Source organism: Chitinophaga lutea, assembly GCF_003813775.1.
Lineage (GTDB): Bacteria > Bacteroidota > Bacteroidia > Chitinophagales > Chitinophagaceae > Chitinophaga > Chitinophaga lutea.
Map to the genome: position 1 here is coordinate 2,413,699 of NZ_RPDH01000002.1, position 16,673 is coordinate 2,430,371.

16 protein-coding genes and 1 tRNA gene are annotated in these 16,673 nt (G+C 42.0%); 10 read left to right on the forward strand and 7 right to left on the reverse strand.

What is annotated here, in order from left to right; genetic code table 11:
* Positions 1-3: 3 nt before the first annotated feature.
* From EGT74_RS22130 to EGT74_RS22145, 4 genes are all read right to left on the reverse strand, one after another.
* A complete protein-coding gene (locus EGT74_RS22130; RefSeq protein WP_123848712.1) occupies positions 4-408 on the reverse strand; it encodes a tellurite resistance TerB family protein in 405 nt (134 codons plus the stop codon).
* Between the two features lie 70 nt (positions 409-478).
* Complete coding sequence (locus EGT74_RS22135) at positions 479-814, reverse strand: YegP family protein (RefSeq protein ID WP_123848713.1); 336 nt, start codon at positions 812-814, stop codon at positions 479-481.
* Positions 815-831: 17 nt separating this feature from the next.
* On the reverse strand, positions 832-1,914 hold the full coding sequence (locus EGT74_RS22140) for an SUMF1/EgtB/PvdO family nonheme iron enzyme (RefSeq protein WP_123848714.1): 1,083 nt from the start codon (positions 1,912-1,914) through the stop codon (positions 832-834).
* Positions 1,915-1,930: 16 nt separating this feature from the next.
* On the reverse strand, positions 1,931-2,872 hold the full coding sequence (locus EGT74_RS22145; RefSeq protein ID WP_123848715.1) for a caspase family protein: 942 nt from the start codon (positions 2,870-2,872) through the stop codon (positions 1,931-1,933).
* A 241-nt stretch (positions 2,873-3,113) separates the two neighbouring features.
* On the opposite strand from EGT74_RS22145, the gene EGT74_RS22150 reads away from it, so the two are divergent.
* The 5 genes from EGT74_RS22150 (at position 3,114) to EGT74_RS22170 (ending at position 7,893) form a co-directional block, all read left to right on the forward strand.
* The gene (locus tag EGT74_RS22150) at positions 3,114-3,620 is read left to right on the forward strand and encodes a hypothetical protein (protein WP_123848716.1); all 507 of its coding nucleotides are present in this window, start codon (positions 3,114-3,116) and stop codon (positions 3,618-3,620) included.
* A 689-nt stretch (positions 3,621-4,309) separates the two neighbouring features.
* Positions 4,310-5,131, forward strand: coding sequence for a sensor histidine kinase (locus EGT74_RS22155; protein WP_123848717.1), 822 nt, complete (start codon positions 4,310-4,312; stop codon positions 5,129-5,131).
* On the forward strand, positions 5,128-5,796 hold the full coding sequence (locus EGT74_RS22160) for a response regulator (protein ID WP_123848718.1): 669 nt from the start codon (positions 5,128-5,130) through the stop codon (positions 5,794-5,796). The genes EGT74_RS22155 and EGT74_RS22160 overlap by 4 nt, the downstream gene beginning before the upstream one ends.
* 976 nt (positions 5,797-6,772) lie before the next feature.
* Positions 6,773-7,135 carry a plasmid mobilization protein gene (locus EGT74_RS22165; RefSeq protein ID WP_123848719.1) on the forward strand — a complete coding sequence of 121 codons (363 nt, stop codon included), beginning with the start codon at positions 6,773-6,775 and terminating at the stop codon, positions 7,133-7,135.
* Complete coding sequence (locus EGT74_RS22170; RefSeq protein ID WP_123848720.1) at positions 7,132-7,893, forward strand: relaxase/mobilization nuclease domain-containing protein; 762 nt, start codon at positions 7,132-7,134, stop codon at positions 7,891-7,893. The genes EGT74_RS22165 and EGT74_RS22170 overlap by 4 nt, the downstream gene beginning before the upstream one ends.
* A 245-nt stretch (positions 7,894-8,138) precedes the next feature.
* On the opposite strand, the gene EGT74_RS22175 is transcribed toward EGT74_RS22170, so the two are convergent.
* On the reverse strand, positions 8,139-8,405 hold the full coding sequence (locus EGT74_RS22175; protein ID WP_123848721.1) for a protein-tyrosine phosphatase family protein: 267 nt from the start codon (positions 8,403-8,405) through the stop codon (positions 8,139-8,141).
* A 221-nt stretch (positions 8,406-8,626) separates the two neighbouring features.
* On the opposite strand from EGT74_RS22175, the gene EGT74_RS22180 reads away from it, so the two are divergent.
* Together EGT74_RS22180 and EGT74_RS22185 are read left to right on the forward strand one after the other, a co-directional pair.
* Positions 8,627-9,520: a toll/interleukin-1 receptor domain-containing protein gene (locus EGT74_RS22180; protein ID WP_123848722.1), complete on the forward strand. Its 894-nt coding sequence runs from the start codon at positions 8,627-8,629 to the stop codon at positions 9,518-9,520.
* A 104-nt stretch (positions 9,521-9,624) separates the two neighbouring features.
* A complete protein-coding gene (locus EGT74_RS22185) occupies positions 9,625-13,392 on the forward strand; it encodes a hypothetical protein (RefSeq protein ID WP_123848723.1) in 3,768 nt (1,255 codons plus the stop codon).
* A 41-nt stretch (positions 13,393-13,433) separates the two neighbouring features.
* Here the strand turns inward: EGT74_RS22185 and EGT74_RS27400 are convergent, their stop codons facing one another.
* Positions 13,434-13,679, reverse strand: a complete 246-nt coding sequence (locus EGT74_RS27400; RefSeq protein WP_123848724.1) for a helix-turn-helix domain-containing protein — start codon at positions 13,677-13,679, stop codon at positions 13,434-13,436.
* Between the two features lie 378 nt (positions 13,680-14,057).
* Here EGT74_RS27400 and EGT74_RS22195 point away from each other — a divergent pair, with 378 nt between their 5' ends.
* The 3 genes from EGT74_RS22195 (at position 14,058) to EGT74_RS22205 (ending at position 16,556) form a co-directional block, all read left to right on the forward strand.
* On the forward strand, positions 14,058-14,432 hold the full coding sequence (locus EGT74_RS22195) for a hypothetical protein (RefSeq protein WP_123848725.1): 375 nt from the start codon (positions 14,058-14,060) through the stop codon (positions 14,430-14,432).
* A complete protein-coding gene (locus EGT74_RS22200; RefSeq protein WP_123848726.1) occupies positions 14,413-14,667 on the forward strand; it encodes a hypothetical protein in 255 nt (84 codons plus the stop codon). The genes EGT74_RS22195 and EGT74_RS22200 overlap by 20 nt, the downstream gene beginning before the upstream one ends.
* A 365-nt stretch (positions 14,668-15,032) precedes the next feature.
* On the forward strand, positions 15,033-16,556 hold the full coding sequence (locus EGT74_RS22205) for a recombinase family protein (RefSeq protein WP_123848727.1): 1,524 nt from the start codon (positions 15,033-15,035) through the stop codon (positions 16,554-16,556).
* Here EGT74_RS22205 and EGT74_RS22210 read toward each other — a convergent pair.
* A tRNA-Met gene (locus EGT74_RS22210) sits at positions 16,538-16,611 on the reverse strand. The two genes, EGT74_RS22205 and EGT74_RS22210, sit on opposite strands and share 19 nt — an antisense overlap.
* Positions 16,612-16,673 lie beyond the last annotated feature (62 nt).

The window sequence follows — 16,673 nt, forward strand, 5'->3', positions numbered from 1 at the left end:
AATTCAGAGATTTTGGGATACGGTGGATAATACTTGTTGCTTGGGTGTGTTTTTAAATGCTTCCTCCAGGAGATATTCACAAATGAGTGAAACATTTTCGTCGCGAAATCCGAACCTCGAACAGAAAAGGGCCAATGTCTCCTTTTCCCCCTGTTCAACACATCCATCTGACCATGCGATCAGGCATAGATCATAAAGGCAATCAATCTTTTCCAAAACTGTTTCGGGCGGAGAGAAATTGTCCTTTCCGGGCTGCAACAGCAACGCTTCCATATCAGCGCGGCCAACTCCCCTGGATTCCCCGATGCGGTATAACATTTCAAGTTCCTTAACATCCACTTGGGAGTCAGAAAGGGCCATATGGTACAAATGAAGGAAATGGTTCTTTAATTCGGGTGTTAGTGACATAAGTGCGGGTTTTGCATTGACAAATTATCAAAATGGATCTTTAAGCGGCAAGAAGTCTCTTCCCCGCATTTCAGGTCAGGTCATCTATAGGGGCACCAGGGCCATTCTTCATTACTGACTCAATTCCCTGATCACGGGAAGCAGCCGTCGTATAGACTTCGCTGTGACCGATAAGTTCGCCATTGGCAGCTTTCAGGCTAAACGTAAAGTGGGAGCCGCTACCCTTCCGTACGTAACGCTCATCTATCGGGGCATTTTTCTTTACGGATGCTATACCGTTTTCACAAGATTGCTTGCTAACGTACCCTTCACTACGTAAAATGGGCTCTCCATTAGAAGCTTTGAGGCGGAAATAAAACTGTTTGTTAACAGAACTCTGGAAAAGTTCAAACTTTGGATTTTTCATATTGCGCTTGTTTTAGTTTACTTTTTATCCCAAACGATCCTGAAGCCGATATAAGGACTCCTGGTGCTTGGCGCTTCTTTTGCACGGTAGCCAACGGCCAGTTCATTAACAGGATTGATCTTACTATTGTAAGTGCCACCTCTGACGGATTTCCACTTTTGGGAGGAGTCGGACCAGTCCGCGCACCACTCCGCCACATTTCCGGTCATATCATACAGACCATAACCGTTCGGCGCTTTGCTGGCAACAGCCGCCGGTTTTGCCCGGTTGTACACTGCTACTTCGTTCGCTGTTCCACTACCACTATATTTTGTGAATAGCCCGCCCCTGGCGGCATCTTCCCATTCCGATTCAGTAGGAAGGCGTCCCTGCAGTGACTTGCAATAGGCCAGCGCTTCCTCCCATGTCACATTCACGATTGGACCATTCTCATGGGCAGCAGGTAGTTGTAAAGGGAAGGCTATTCCCTGGCGGTCACAAAAAGCCCTGTACTGCGCCACTGTTACTTCCGTGTTGCTGATATAAAATGAATCCCTACCATTACCGGCAATCAGGATCTTATCTGTTTTGGGGCCAGGTCTTTCACTTACTGGCCGCATCACGGTCCAATTAAAAAAATAAACCAGGAGTAAAATGATGAGCAACAAAGCCATCAGTGCTCTGGGCCAAACATGCACCCGGGCCTGCTGCCGCCGCTGCTGCCTGACTTTTCGCCAAAGTATTTCCGCTATCTCTGCGGGATTATTCCGCCATTCAAGATAGACCACGTGTTTTGAGAGGCCATCTATAGGAGTATCATCCAACCGCAATTGCAGAACGTTGAAGCGCCTGTGCCTAAGCGCGATCAGCCTTTCAATACCTGCCCAATATCCTTGCGGATAAAACCGGCTGGTGATCGCTAAAATAAAACGGCTGTTCTTGCCATAGGAGTCCGAAGTAATATCCATTATCGGCTGGCCCCAGCCTTCGACCTGGTTTTCCAGGTAAAAATAATACCGCACGTTTCGCTGCTTCAGACCGGCAACAATTAGCTCCGCCACCGCTTTATCTTCTTCCGCAACCGAAACAGCCACATCATATTTGAACATACTGATGAACATACCTGGGGATATTACATTAAAGCCTTCCGCTGGTTAATACGCCCCAGTAATATCTACCCAGGGAAGTTAATCGACAACTTTTGTTGTTAACTGCAGCCCAATACATATACTCCTCGCCAACAGGTTCCACCAGCCCGATCAACTGCATTTTTCGCAGTATTTTAAATATATTGATATGTTCCTCGTTAGGTTGACTGGTAGTGAATTCATAACTGGGATCTAGCTGAAACTCGCTCCCTGCGGTAGGGAAATAAACGGTCAGCTTTCTTAATGCTGGAAGCGGAACCAACGGGTTTACTTTACGGAGGTGGATGGATTGTACAATATTCGCTTTAAACACAGGTCGTTGTTTCCAGGCGCCCAACGCCTTATCGATATAACTATAGATATTTCCCGGGGTAACCTCCCCTGCAATATCCGCCGCACCACCATCCAGTGCGCCAATCAAAAGACTGGTAAAAACTCCCTGTCCAGCCACTTCCATGGAAACTTCCGTGCTACGGCTGGAAGCAAGAATTGTGACGCCCTTATTCAAATAGGCCGCATTGTTTCCTCCTAAGGCGGGGCTCCCCATGGTCCCGGAATAGCAACAATCCAGGATCACCACTTTGTGCCTGGCGGGAGAAAGGCTTACCATCTTCAATATTTCATCCATATAAATGCCTTCGTCGTAACGGCTAAAATCAGGCGTCATAATATACCCGCCAGTATCGGTAACACAACCATGCCCGGAGAAATAGAATAAACTTACCTCATCCTCTCCCTTAAAAACGTTGAGAATCAATGACCGCAGCGAGGCCCGCGTCTTGACCCCGGTACTGAGCATTACATCAAAATTGGGAGACCCGTCTGCATTCGTATTCAACAACGCGGCCACCTGATTAGCGTCGTTTATACAACCTCTCAACCGGGCTCCTCCTGGATAATCATTAATTCCAACTATTAGTGCTTTTCTCATTATTGGGTGTTTTGTAGGTATAGCAATATCACCCCGCAAAGATTATTCAGAGCACTGAAGGAAAAAACCTGTAAGGCAGGGGAAAAATCCCCTTTTTCACCCCTGCCGGATAAGTCCCCTTTTACAGAGAGGATTTTTCCGGTATTTGTTATTGACTGATTTTTTTAGGAATATTGGAGCATAGTTTCGTGGAGTAAACGGCTCGAAAAGCCAAATTCTTTACTCACCAAAAACTACCTTTATGGAACGTTATGTTACAGTTAAACCCTTACCATTTTTTTATGTAGGACAACAAACCACTACGGACAGGATCAACCGGTTCACGAACGAAAAACACAATTTATTAAGCCAGGCCATGGGAAAACCGGACACAAAGTCCATCTGGTATTCAAAAGAGCATTTTACCAAGCTACTGGAAGAGATTGAATATGCAAGCGGAGACGGTATCCGTGTCTATTTTGGTGTGTATGAAGCAGGCCACGAATTTGAAGGACAAACTTGCTTGCTATTCAAAACCACCCGTGAAAACCTAATTGGCGATTTGGTTACCCATGTCAATGTCATACTAGAGAATGAACCGGATTTTCCTGAAAGGTCTTCTATCCCAAGGGAGATCATTCAGTTTCCTGGCCACGAAAGAATGGGGGATATTAAAGATTTCAATCTGGGCTCACCCTGCCCGCCACGGTGCGATGATGGAGACCCGGGAGATCCTGGAGACGGCGGCGACGGCAGCAGCATTGGTTGACGCCTCATTCAAAAACGACTTTGCTTAAAAGAATAAATGATACGTCTCTTAAAATACGAGTATCTATATCTCATACCTCTGTTGCTTAGCGCCATTTTTGGCCTGAAAACACTCAGGCAAAAATGGCCTAAGCAATATAGACTGTTAGCCTTATTAGTAATTATCAGCTTCTTAACGGAAATATTTGCAATTGCATGGAAATGGCATCTATACGATATGTTCCCAAAGAAATATGCAAGGAACAACTTCTGGATTTACAACATATTCATCACAGTCCGGTTCGGCATACTGTTAACGATACTATATCGAATCACGCACTCACTTCATACAAAAAAAACAATACTATATGCTGGTCCGGTCCTGCTACTGTTCGGGCTTCTGAACTACTTCTTTATTCAGGGACCATATCAATACAACACTTACAGTGTCATCTTCGCTCATATTCCTATTATCGTACTGTGCCTTTTATATCTCAAACAGCTGCTGGAGGAAACCGGACAAGTTATTCTGCACAAGGAACCGATGGTGTGGGCATTGCTGGGCACCTTTGTATATCATGCAGCCTCACTTCCGTTTCTGGTGATATTGAATTTCTTGAATTCGCAACAACAGAGTTTGTCCATAATATACTTACCTATTAATGACACACTCAATTTACTATTGTGCACTTTTTATCTAATAAGCTTTTTATGCAAACCTCTATCGACGCGACTTTATTAACCATCATCATATCTACTGTTCTTGTTCTGGGCCTTTGCATAGCAATAATCTATGCCTTGTTTTTCTATCAGCGAAAAAAGTTCCGACACCAACAGGAATTAATAGAAATGAGGGAAGCATTCGGCCAAACCTTGCTACAATCCAAACTCGCCATTCAAGAGCAAACGCTCGATCATATTTCCAAGGAATTGCATGCAAATTTCAGTCATCTGGTTTCACTCATCAATATCAACCTTTCCGAAATATTGCCGCAAAGCCCGGAAGATCAGCGAGAGAGTATACTTGAAACCAAGTCCCTTGCCAAACAATTGATGAGTGAATTAAAAGCACTAAGCGCTAATCTCAATACTGATCACATCATCCATATAGGATTTGTAAAAGCATTAGAGAATGAGCTTAACCGGCTTGCCAAAAGCAGGAGATATGAAGTGGTGATTACAAAAACAGGAGAAGAGTACCGTATGTCGGCCGAACATGAAATTATTCTGTTTCGCCTCTGTCAAGAAGTGCTAAACAATGTAGTAAAGTATGCAAAAGCAACAAAAATATCTACTTCACTATCCTTTTCGCCCGATCTTTTTATATTGACAATCGCAGACGATGGATCTGGTTTTGATGTCAAGGAGGCTCTTTACCAAAGCGGAGAAAAGCAAAGTACCGGATTACTTAACATCCGAAAAAGGGCTTCCATCATCAATTCTGAATTCAATATTGTCAGCGGCGAAGGAAAAGGAACTGTAGTAACTATCAACATGCCAAATCCTGAAAGGACAAATATTCCAGTATTATGAGAACGAACACTCCTGCACTGAACATCGCATTGGTGGATGATCATAACCTCTTCAGAAAGGGACTGATCAAACTTATTAACCTCGCAGACTATGGAAAAAGGTATGCCATTCTCCTTGAAGCAGAAAACGGGAACGACCTTCAAAACAAAATGACCCAGCCTCCGTTTCCTGATATCGTGCTGATGGACATTGACATGCCGGATATGAACGGATTTGAAACGGTGGAATGGCTGCAGCGAACACACCCGTCCATAAAAGTAATGGTGATTTCCATGCTAGAATCTGAAAGTGCAATACTGCGGATGCTGCGCCTTGGTGTGAAAGGCTTTCTTTCCAAGGATATAGAAGTGGAAGACATTCATAGAGCGCTGGAAACAATCTCCAGCAATGGCTTCTACTATTCCGATGCTGCTACAGAAGTTCTGAACCAGAATTTAACCGGTTCTGGTAAATTCAATACCACAGCCGTTCATCTGTCGGAAAATGAGCTGGAATTTCTCAAACTTGCCGCAACAGAAATGACTTATCTGCAAATTGCAGACAAAATGAATTTAAGTCCCAAAACAATTGATGGATATCGGGAAAATTTGTTTAAGCGGCTAAATGTGAAAACCAGGGTAACTCTGGCGCTTTATGCCGTAAAACACGGTATTGTACAAGTATAACCCCCAGCCAAAATGAAGCCCCTTTTATTCCTGTTATATGTTCTATTAATAGTCCCACTATCAACAACGTGTACTCAACCCGGCGAAGTCTATATCTGTCGGTCCAAATCCAGCTATGCCTATCATAAGCGCTTATGCCAGGGGTTGAAAAGATGCACACACAAGATAGATACGGTAACTATAAAAGAAGCACTAAAGGCCGGGTACTATAAAGCCTGCGGATATTGCAAATAGCTTTCCCGGTGATTTCCGGCCTCATGTAAAATTCGAGCAGCATATCCAGCTACTTAAAAGTACTCAATTACATATGTATTTGATACCATTCTAAGAATGGTAATTATCAACCGGTGCGTGAATAGGCTCTAACAATCTAAATCGGATGCCCTGCCAGACAATTTTATCAAAAAAAAATGCTCTTAGGATGCCTGTAGGGTGAATTTAAAAGAACCCCGGGGGAGTAAAATACTGGTCTAATAGGTTTGGCCTTACGGAGACTATCTAGAACATTTCCCTCCATCCGGCCCTAATACATAACGAAGGACCCTCCTGATATTTCAAATTAAAGTAAACTTCAAAAAAATCAAAACAAAAAAGCCCGACAACAAATTGATGATCAATTGTTATCGGGCCTTGTAGCGAGAAGGAGCGATCGTTTGAACACTTTTTGGAGTTGGCGGAGGTTTTGGGGCCGGTGATCGAAGCCCTCCCCGCCGAACCTGTTAACCCTGTAAATATTTGCAAATGAGCCGATTGAGTAATTTGCAGGTATCCCGGCCCTATCTTCTCTTTTCAACGGCAATTCGGATCAACTCCACTCCGGCACCTCCTCCCCTCTTCCCCCGCCGGCCGATGAAAGAAAAAGATTTTTGGTAGGAGCCAGCTATGTTTTGACTTCGTCAAAACGCGCTGGCTCCCCTCATGCCTGCGGCATTCAGGGAGGGTTATTGATTACGTTTTGTTCTTAAAAGTATATGCGATGCAAGTGAAGCGAAACAGGGGCGGTAGGCCGCGGAAACAAGTTAAGAAAACCGAGCAACTGGCGGTGATGTGTACGCCGATCGATCGGCTGGTAATTAAGGCGAAAGCAAGGGAAGCTAACCTCACCATTTCGGAATATCTGTTACATGCCGGGAAAGGATCACCGGTTAAAATCAAGCACATCCCCCGGGAGATCCTCCAGTTCACCGGAAGGATAAACCACACTGCCGCACTCCTAAACCAGATGGCCCGGAAACTAAATTGCGGGCTTTCGCTTGGTGAAATGGAGCGGCTTCTTTTGGTTTCCTGCCTTGAAACGCTACAAAAACTATCCTCCGAAATCAAATCCAGCCTGCCATGATCGGGAAAATTATCATCGGGAAGAGTTTCAAAGGCTGCATTAGTTATTGCCTCAGCCCGAAGCAAGGCCAAGCCGAACGGGCGGAAGTGATTCATTATAATAACTGTTATGGCGATAAAAACGAGCTGATCCGGCAGTTTGAGGAATTAAGAGAGCATAATCCTAAACTTGGGAAGCCCGTCATTCATGTTATTCTAAGTCTGGCGCCGGGAGATAAGGTTCGGCCAGGGCTAAAGGAGGCAATTGCCCAGGAATGCGCGGAGAATTTGGGGTTTGCTGATTGCCAGTACCTCGCCATTTCCCATAACGACACGCAGCACCAGCATATTCATATTATCGGCAACCGCGTCCGGTATAATGGGAAAACGGTTTCAGATAGTAACAATTACCGACAGATCGTGCGGTTCTGCAGGAAAATGGAGCAGAAATATAACCTCACCAAAGTCTTAAATCCCCGCCGGTATCTTTCCTCCGTAAACCAACTGATTCCCCGAGAGGACCAGCGGAAAAACATCTTGAAGCGCGCTATTAGTAGGGCGTTACAGGAGGCAAAAGATCTTAATTCCTTCCTGTCACTTATGAAATCGAGCGGGTATACGGTGGATAAGGGCCGGGGGATCGCTTTCATAGATGCCCAAAAAGTGAGGACGAAAGGCAGCGAGATTGGATATTCGTTGCAGAACATTCAGGAAACAATCGAACGATTGAACAACCGGCAAATTATTAGTCCACGCCAATATCGCGGAATAAGAATTTAAACCGGGGAAGGGACTAATGCCGCCCCTTCCCCCTCCCCCTTCCCGGCAGGGGTTTCCAAAACAATGTCTCACTTGGCCGAATTATACCAACCACACATAACCCGCAAGGCCGTACCTCCGGGCAATACTTCATCATCACGACCATAGCCGCAAAAAATAGGAGTATAAAAGTCTGGGTGAATGCCGTCTCCGTTTTAACGGAAACTCAGCAGCAAAGCTGCAATGATGGCTTGGGGTATGGGGTACTATTTCTGGGCCTTCCGCAGTACTTCATTCCTGCGCTCTCTCATCAGATTAAAATATTCCTTGTACTCTTCTTTACTGATTGGAGCAAAATCATCCCCATGGCAATCATAACACATTAATTGCCAAGATTTTACAGCACTTAGTCCATCTCTTAAACTTTGCACATCATAAACTGGGCCGCCGTAGCACACCCTTTCAACCCCCCAGTTTGGGAGAATCCTGTAAACTTCACCTCTTTTGAGGCTTTTAAAATAAAGATCTAACATATAATATTTTTTTGAAAATTCTTAAATACCTAAGAACCAGCAAATATACGAACAAAAATTGATATTACAAAATTTTTATCGCTCTTTTTTTTATAACAAAAAAATTTATTTTTATTTTCTTTTAACTATAGAACCAACGCTCGTTATAAATCCAACGGTAGCTAATGCGATTAAGAGCGTATCTTTATTACCAGCACTGAAATCACATTATCACTATATATATGCCTGAACTAGTTGATTACTTTTTCAATGATTTTAAAGGGGCAAATATTGACGTTAACATCCAAGAATTATTCCAACAAGCTGCTCCAAATTACCTAACGGACAATGATAAAATAAACCTCCGCATTCTACAAGGATCACAAAATCCAATCAGAATGTTCGTTTTTTACATTTCAAGTCCTGACAAGACGCTCACGTTGATATTAAGCGCGTTAGCCAATCTCAGTAAACTATCTGAGTTCGCAAATGGAATAATTTCAATTCCTCAGCATATTTCCGAAGTGAATTTGGGGAATTTCAGAGTGGAATACTCGTATCAAATTTATTTCTACATTGAATATGAATTGACCGACCAAGAATACTCAGAACTTAATCTTGAATCAAGTAGGATTGGAATCTGGGTTACAATTAGAAGCAAAAAATATGCAGAAATGGAGAATAAAAGCAAAAAGCCACAAGCATTTATTTCACATGATTCAAGGGACAAAGAATTAATTGCTCGGCCTATTTTCCACGGTTTACAATCCAGGCTATGCTCAGTTTGGTATGATGAATATTCCTTAAACATCGGCGACAGTCTAAAAGATTCAATAGAGCAAGGTCTAAAAGAAACCAATAAGTGTATTTTAATCTTGACTCCTAATTTCCTTAAAAATCCGGGATGGGTAAAGAAGGAGTTTGATTCAATATATACAAGAGAAATTATTAAGAATGAGCGTGTGTTTCTTCCAATTTGGCATGGTGTTACAAAAGACGAGATTTACGAATACTCTCCTGAACTATCATTACGCGTAGCGGAAATATGGCCGTCGCCAAAAGGAAAATCGGAGGATCAATATCTATTAGAGATTGAAGTTTTAATAAGTAAACTGCATACTGCAATAGCAAACTGAAGCCCCCACTCTCTCTTAGCAACTTACGCTAAGTTTGAGTGAGAGTTTGAAACTAGATTGAAAATTCTCCGTAATAAAGATTATTCATTCACCTTAAAAGAAATATGATTAAGAAAATTGTTTGGGCTAATTATACACCCGATGACTTCCAACTTTTCTGCAATTCCTTACTGTCCTTTGAAGTCGGCAAGCAATTTATTCCATATGGGGCTAAAGGAAAAGACAAAGGATTTGACGGATCATTCCAGGGATTCTATGATTTAGAGGAGGGGAATTGGCGCTTTCAGTATAAATATCATTCCACTCCTACGGCTAAGGCATTCAGCAGTCTAAAATCAGATATTAAAGATGAGGTTAAAAAAATAAAAGACGAAAATTACTTTGTTCTCTTAACTAATGTAGAACTTTCCAAATCCCAACAAGATCAATTGCTGGAAATTGGAAATAAACACAAGCCAGGCAGAGTAACGACACAAATTATTCTCTGGGATGGCGCAAAATTACACTCGCTTTACCTAAAATACCCTATTCTACATACGTGGCTAGAAGAGCGCTTCCATCAGTTAAAACCCTTTGAATATTCCTTTGGCGATTTATTGAACGCAGGCTTGCAGAACATGCAGACATTAAGCAACGAATTTGCCGGCCGTACGAAGGAATTGAATGAAGTCCATCAAGCACTGGTTAACCCTGATATATTATTAATAAATATTTCAGGAGAAGCCGGACTAGGGAAAACACGGCTGGCTGTAGAATACATTCAAAATAACATACAGACTATAGATTCCTGGCATTGCATTGTATTGGAATCTGGCAATATCAGCGGAACCGATATTGCCAAAGCACTGTCCGGAACGACCAACTATTTAGTTTTCATCGATGACGCTCACAATCATTCTCCTCAACTTATTTTAGACATATTTAAAGTTGCAGAAAGTTCTCAAAACAAAATTAAAATTCTTCTTACAAGCAGAAACCTCATTGGATATTACCCCACGCAATTAATTAATTCAAAATCTCTTTTCAAGGTAAAAACAGTTGAACTTACGAAGTTTACTCCCGAAGAAACTTCTGATTATCTAGAAATCCACCTTAAAGGAACTTACCTAGAAGACCATGTGAGTTCCCTCGTACAGATTTCTAGAGGCATTCCTATTCTCATTGTTGCCCTTCTCCGCGCTGCTCATGAGCACATTTCTATTCCTGAAATAAAAAATGGAAATTTCTTAATCCAATACGTGCTTTCTTACTTTGAAAGTTGCATAAATTACATTAACAGTGAGACAAACATTTCGAAACTAAATATTCGTCGGATAATTAAATTAGTATGCTTATTGGAGCCTTTTGATTATCATGACCAAAATATCTTAAAGGAAATTTCATCTAACGAGAATGTAACAGAACACGAAATTAGGTTTATCCTGAATACCTTGGTTAATCAGAAGTTCAGTTTTGGCCAAAAGAAGAAGGAAATTAAGCCCGATTACTATAGTGATATATACTTGAATAATGAACTAACTACGCCTTGGGTTGAATCGGTCTTAGCTAATTACGTAGATTTCACCGATAATATAATTAGGAATTTAGGTTCAATTGCTTCTGTTCACGATGGACAAATCAAGGAAAATCTACTTGAAAAAATGCTTGTTGAATATTTGGGCAGAGTGGAATACACTCAAGATACTAATGAATTAGAGAAAATCTTTGACACATTAGAGCATGTTGCTCATATTTATCCTTCAATTGCATTGAATGCCATAGGCAAAACCCTCACTTTTCACCCAAACGTAATTGTAAAAGATAGCTCCATCTATCGTTCCATCCTATTTTTATTATCAAACATCGCAAACACTTCGGATCATCTTAGCGTTATACTCCAGTATACTAATGACATTTATAATTTATCCTTCGATCAAAACATCTTTCAAGATATATTTGGTTATGCCTCGCTAGAAGTTTACTACGGTATCAATTTAGAAAGACAAATGTTTTTTGTACAGAAAAGTGAAGAATTACTACGAGAGCAGTCCACTTTGTCTGATTTTATTATTCATGGGCTAAATAAATTACTGGAACTGGATTTCACTTTAACCACTATGTCTGGAAATAGACTAAAATATCACATTCGGACATTCTACTTACCAGAAACAGCTGATATAATACAACTGAGAAATAAGATAATTGATCTATTAATTTGTGGATATAGCACGGAAAAATATGACGCAAAACAGTTAGCAATTTTAGATATCATACTAGAAGTTCCAGGTACAATTCTTCGTAGCAAATCAAGGAAAAATCCCTACAAAGGTGAATTAGAAATACAGAAGGTGTTTTTGTGGTTAGAAAAAGTACTGAATTCGACAAACCTCCAATGCTTATCAAAAATAATTAACAGCCTTCGGCTCTATAAGATGTGGTTTAAAGACGAACCATATATTACAAAACTAAATGAAATTGAAAGTAAGTTAACCCCGGGAACATTAACTAAAAAAATAATGATTCAGTTATCTGAAGACTATTCCAATATTAGTTTTGATGAAAGTGACGATAAAGTAAGAAAATTCACTGGTCAATTAATCGCTGACTTTAAAATCGAAGACTTGTTTACTAGCGCCTATGATATTTTCACCAGAGTCCCCGACAATCCAAGGTTTCCACTATTTGTATCAACGATTCATCAAAATCATCACATAAAAAGTATAGAATTTTTCGAACTTGCCTGGCTCAAGGGACGAAATTTCTTCCATCATTACGGATCATACTTTTTACAGTCGCTTTGCTTCCGACACGACGACAGGCTTACTTTTTCAAAATTCATACAGCGGCTTCAGGATGAAGACTCGCAAATTTCAAGAAACTTAATTTTAGATGTTTACTGTTATAGTATTCCTTGGAAGGATAAGATTAACAATGATGATCACAAGCTAATACTTTCCCTGTACAATTCTAAAAAACCTGTTAACCAACTGATAGTTAGTCAAGTTTTAGGGGTATTATATTACAATAATGCAAGTCAAGCGAATACTGCAATCGCCGACTTTGTAACTAATTGCAATCAAAGGGAAGCGGACCTACTTTTCCGCACATTATATTCATACTTTGGTAACTATAACGAGGAGTATACAAAAATCCTGTTGGGAAATGTTCGATTCCACCTTTCTTATGAATTAGAAAGGTGCTTAAACGAAGTTATAAAATCACATGGCTTTGATTCAGTTTGGCAATATCTACTTAGAAGGTATGATAAAAAACTGGAGCTTATAAATACAAATGGGCATGACTACACTTATGAGTACGTACCAAGGGAAAACAGCGGCTTAATTATAAAAGGAATGTCTGAAACGGACATTTCTGAAATTTTCGTTAAAGCCATAGAATGGTTTTTTTCAGTGTCTCCTTCTCCAGGATATAGTGATCAGTCTATATATCTCGTTAAATACTTCCGCCCAAAAGATGAAATTACAAGCGAAATCTTCGAATATCTAGATAATAAGCTCAACTTTAATATTACGAATGTTGAATTTCTGAAACGGTTTTCGAGTATTCTTCAAATCTTCAAGAAAAAAAATGAACAAATTATCACTTTAGTACTTCGGCTATGCAATATTGTGCACAAAATTAATAATGCACCCAAGGTTAAAGACGAGATTTTATCAGACTGTTACTTTGCCCTAACATCCGTTGGTGCTAAAACTGGCACTCCAGGTCAGCCATTTCCCATAGATTTGGAAATGAAAAAACTATTTGAAGAATCTATAGAAAAATTTAGGGTTCAATTTGACAATATTCAAATTCTCCACTCTGCGCTCAAAAGTTTCAATAGAGATATTGAGAGAAGTTTGAACGAAGATGGGCTAAACGACTGGAACTAAATACACAAAAATAACTACGACGAAGAAGGCATTTAAAGATGTTATTCAACCGCCCCCTCCGGCAGAAAATCCTTCGGGGAACAATTAAAGATCCTAGCCAGGTCGTTCAGGTGACGGATATTATACTTATGCCGCTGGCTCTCGCTCTCCACATTCGATACAAAACTGTCCGCAAGCCCAAGGTGATGGGATAAGTCTATCTGCCGCATTTGGGCCTTTTCTCTCATTTCCTTTACCCTCTCGATAACGTACAAATCAATTTTGGATGCGTGCGGCTTGCTTTTCATTATGAATTTTGAGGTAAAGCACGGCCTAACCAAAGAAAATATCAACCACACATGTGTGGTTTTGTGTAATTTTTCACTATATTTGGTTGAATAAATTACCAAACTTCTTAGCCATGAATTCTTCCTAGATGCTTAATTTTGGCGTCTGACGAAAATATCAAGCGCATTTGCTTTTCACTCGTACCCGAAAACTACGACCTTTCAAAGACTACGAGCGATAAGGTAAATCGCCTGCATCATACTGGTGTGGGCGTTCTTATCTCGTTGTCTGGGTGTCGTAGCCCATCGGGAACAGGTAGGGACTAACCCACGCCATTTTTTATTTCCCTTAGTTCCTACCCCATCTCCCTTACATTTTCCTCACCCAAAACTTGACCGATGACAGAAATCAAACATCGGATTGGCTATTGCATTGCCAATCAGTACACCTATTTCAAGGCGCTAAGTAACCTATCCAGGGAGTTCAAGGCCAAATTATGCCTGGAGCTGGGGTGGACTTCCACCACCTTCGATAATAGTCTGAATTCCTCAAGGGAGGCCAAAAACATAGAGCGGGAAGCCATTCACAAAGTGGCTTATGAACTGCTGGAAGGGATCATTAAGCAGAATTTCCGTGTTCTGGAAACTGAATTTACGATAGACATATCGGCATTGGAGACAAAGGCCCAATCCCTGAATAGCGAAATCAACTATATCAAGTCTCATGTTTCCTTGTTCACCCAAAAATTTACCGATGGAACCGCTGAACATTAAGAACTACGAAGCCTTCATGCTCTATTTTGAGGGTATTATGGACATCCTCAACGATGTTTCCAGCGACATAAAGGCCGTTTACATCAACGTACATATGGACGGAGACGTCACGCCGTGCGTATGCGGAAATGCACTCAATTACACAACGGAAGTAATCGAGAACCCACATTTTCACAGTGAGGTTACCTTTTTCCTTTCGCCGCCATCAGTGAAAAAAGAAATTAAGTCATACTAGTTCGGACGAAAATGGGGTTATTACGGGTGGGATATCTATCCCGCCCTATTTTTAGGGGAGGCGATTTTGTGCCACATTGTTTACGGTTGGCGTTAGACTTTACTTAAACACGGTTTTATTTACTCAAATTTGTCCAATTCCGTTCAGAATCGCCCACCAGCTTGAATTTTAACAATTTTTCCCAAAGAAAAATTTGGAACCCGCCCCTTCCGCAACGTATATTCGTCGTCCCACACTCCACTGCATCTCAGCAGCCAGTTTATTATTCTCCACAATATAAACTCCGGGCATATGACTCAAGAAGAGAAAGAATTTTGTGAATTAGTGGCCTGCATCATTGTTGAACTCATTTTAAACGAAACGTTATGATCGCAATCGGGTATGTTCGCATCAGCACGAAGGACCAGTCCAAATACTCGCTGGACTATCAAAAAAACAGCATCAGGGATTATTGCAAGCGGAACAAACTGGAACTCGTCAACCTCTTTGAGGACGACGGAGAAAGCAGCTATACGTTTGACCGCCCCGACTGGATCGCCCTGGAAGACTTCATCAAGAAGCACAAAGGCAAAGTCCAGTACCTCATTGTCATGGATCACGACCGCTTCAGCCGGAACCTCCCGGAAGCCCTCAACAAAATATCCCATCTGGAAATGAAATTCGGGATCAAGGTACTGGCGACAAACGAACCCATAGACCTCGATCCCTCCGACCCCAACGTCTTCATGACCCGGGCGTTCAAATATATGATGGCGAACAACGAGCTTTTCAACATCCGCCGCCGCACCTCCGCCGGGATTCGCCAGGCGCTGGAGAGCGGGCGCTTCGTGAACCGCGCCCCCTTCGGATATAAAAACGTCAAAGCAGAAGGCGGGAAAGGCTTCATCGTGATCGACGAGGAACGCTCGTTCATCGTGAAAAAGATCTTCCGGGATTTCCTGATGGGCCACCCGTTCGGGCAAATCTGCAAGGAAGCCCGCGCCCTCGGGTTCACCTATTCCGGTAATTCCGCCATCCCGCGCATCCTAAATAACCACTTATACGCCGGATTGATAAAAGTTCCCGCCAGCAAACAAACCCCGGAGAAAATAATCCCCGGCATCCACCAACCGATCATTTCAGAAACGGAATTTTGGCGCGCGCAGGAATTGCTTGGCAACATCAAACCCATCAAATGCATGCCGGTGGATGAGGTGCCATTACGCGGCATCCTCACCTGCACCTGCGGCCTCAACATGACCGCGGGAAAAAGCAAAGGCAAGCGGAAATACTACAATTACTACCGCTGCCGTGTCCATAATAACCTAAACTTCTCCGCAATCAAAATCCACGATCAACTGGATAAAATCCTCGACTTGTGCAGCTTCAAGCCGGAGCAAACCACCTACATCGCAGAAAAAGCAAAGGAACGAATGAACGATGCCCTTGCAGAAAGAACCCAGCAAGTCGCCATAAAAACAAAGGAACTGGAAGAAATAAACCGGAAGATCGAGAAGAACGAAGAGCGGTTTATGGAAGACATGATCGAACCGGAAACGTACAGGAAGTGGCACAAGAAATTCCAGATTCAGAAAGCATTGCTCATGGAAGAAATCAATTCCCTCACGCGCAACCGCCACGAAAAACTGGAAAAACTTTTTCAAGTTCTCCCCTATTTAACATCCCTCAAAAGTATTTTCCAGAAAGCAACCGTGCGGCAGAAACATCAGCTATTACGCGGGGTGTTCAAACGTGGGCTCACATATCGCGAAGGGGCATTTAGAACACCCTGGCTCCATCCTGCCTTAATACATAACGAAGTGACGCTCAAACAAAAAGGGCTGCTCTTTGTAGAACAGCCCTCAAGTGACTTAGGAGATTCTCCCATTCGTAGCGAGATCGGGAGTTGAACCCGAGACCTTTGGGTTATGAATCCAACGCTCTAACCACCTGAGCTACCTCGCCAAATTCCCGGTCTATTTCTAAATCGGGAGTGCAAAGATACAGGCTAAACTTTTAAAAGTCAA

Excerpts from the sequence above, each read along its gene's own strand:
- EGT74_RS22130 (WP_123848712.1), bottom strand. The coding sequence starts at position 408 with ATGTCACTAACACCCGAATTAAAGAACCATTTCCTTCATTTGTACCAT.
- EGT74_RS22135 (WP_123848713.1), bottom strand. The coding sequence starts at position 814 with ATGAAAAATCCAAAGTTTGAACTTTTCCAGAGTTCTGTTAACAAACAG.
- EGT74_RS22140 (WP_123848714.1), bottom strand. The coding sequence starts at position 1,914 with ATGTTCATCAGTATGTTCAAATATGATGTGGCTGTTTCGGTTGCGGAA.
- EGT74_RS22145 (WP_123848715.1), bottom strand. The coding sequence starts at position 2,872 with ATGAGAAAAGCACTAATAGTTGGAATTAATGATTATCCAGGAGGAGCC.
- EGT74_RS22150 (WP_123848716.1), top strand. The coding sequence starts at position 3,114 with ATGGAACGTTATGTTACAGTTAAACCCTTACCATTTTTTTATGTAGGA.
- EGT74_RS22155 (WP_123848717.1), top strand. The coding sequence starts at position 4,310 with ATGCAAACCTCTATCGACGCGACTTTATTAACCATCATCATATCTACT.
- EGT74_RS22160 (WP_123848718.1), top strand. The coding sequence starts at position 5,128 with ATGAGAACGAACACTCCTGCACTGAACATCGCATTGGTGGATGATCAT.
- EGT74_RS22165 (WP_123848719.1), top strand. The coding sequence starts at position 6,773 with ATGCAAGTGAAGCGAAACAGGGGCGGTAGGCCGCGGAAACAAGTTAAG.
- EGT74_RS22170 (WP_123848720.1), top strand. The coding sequence starts at position 7,132 with ATGATCGGGAAAATTATCATCGGGAAGAGTTTCAAAGGCTGCATTAGT.
- EGT74_RS22175 (WP_123848721.1), bottom strand. The coding sequence starts at position 8,405 with ATGTTAGATCTTTATTTTAAAAGCCTCAAAAGAGGTGAAGTTTACAGG.
- EGT74_RS22180 (WP_123848722.1), top strand. The coding sequence starts at position 8,627 with ATGCCTGAACTAGTTGATTACTTTTTCAATGATTTTAAAGGGGCAAAT.
- EGT74_RS22185 (WP_123848723.1), top strand. The coding sequence starts at position 9,625 with ATGATTAAGAAAATTGTTTGGGCTAATTATACACCCGATGACTTCCAA.
- EGT74_RS27400 (WP_123848724.1), bottom strand. The coding sequence starts at position 13,679 with ATGAAAAGCAAGCCGCACGCATCCAAAATTGATTTGTACGTTATCGAG.
- EGT74_RS22195 (WP_123848725.1), top strand. The coding sequence starts at position 14,058 with ATGACAGAAATCAAACATCGGATTGGCTATTGCATTGCCAATCAGTAC.
- EGT74_RS22200 (WP_123848726.1), top strand. The coding sequence starts at position 14,413 with ATGGAACCGCTGAACATTAAGAACTACGAAGCCTTCATGCTCTATTTT.
- EGT74_RS22205 (WP_123848727.1), top strand. The coding sequence starts at position 15,033 with ATGATCGCAATCGGGTATGTTCGCATCAGCACGAAGGACCAGTCCAAA.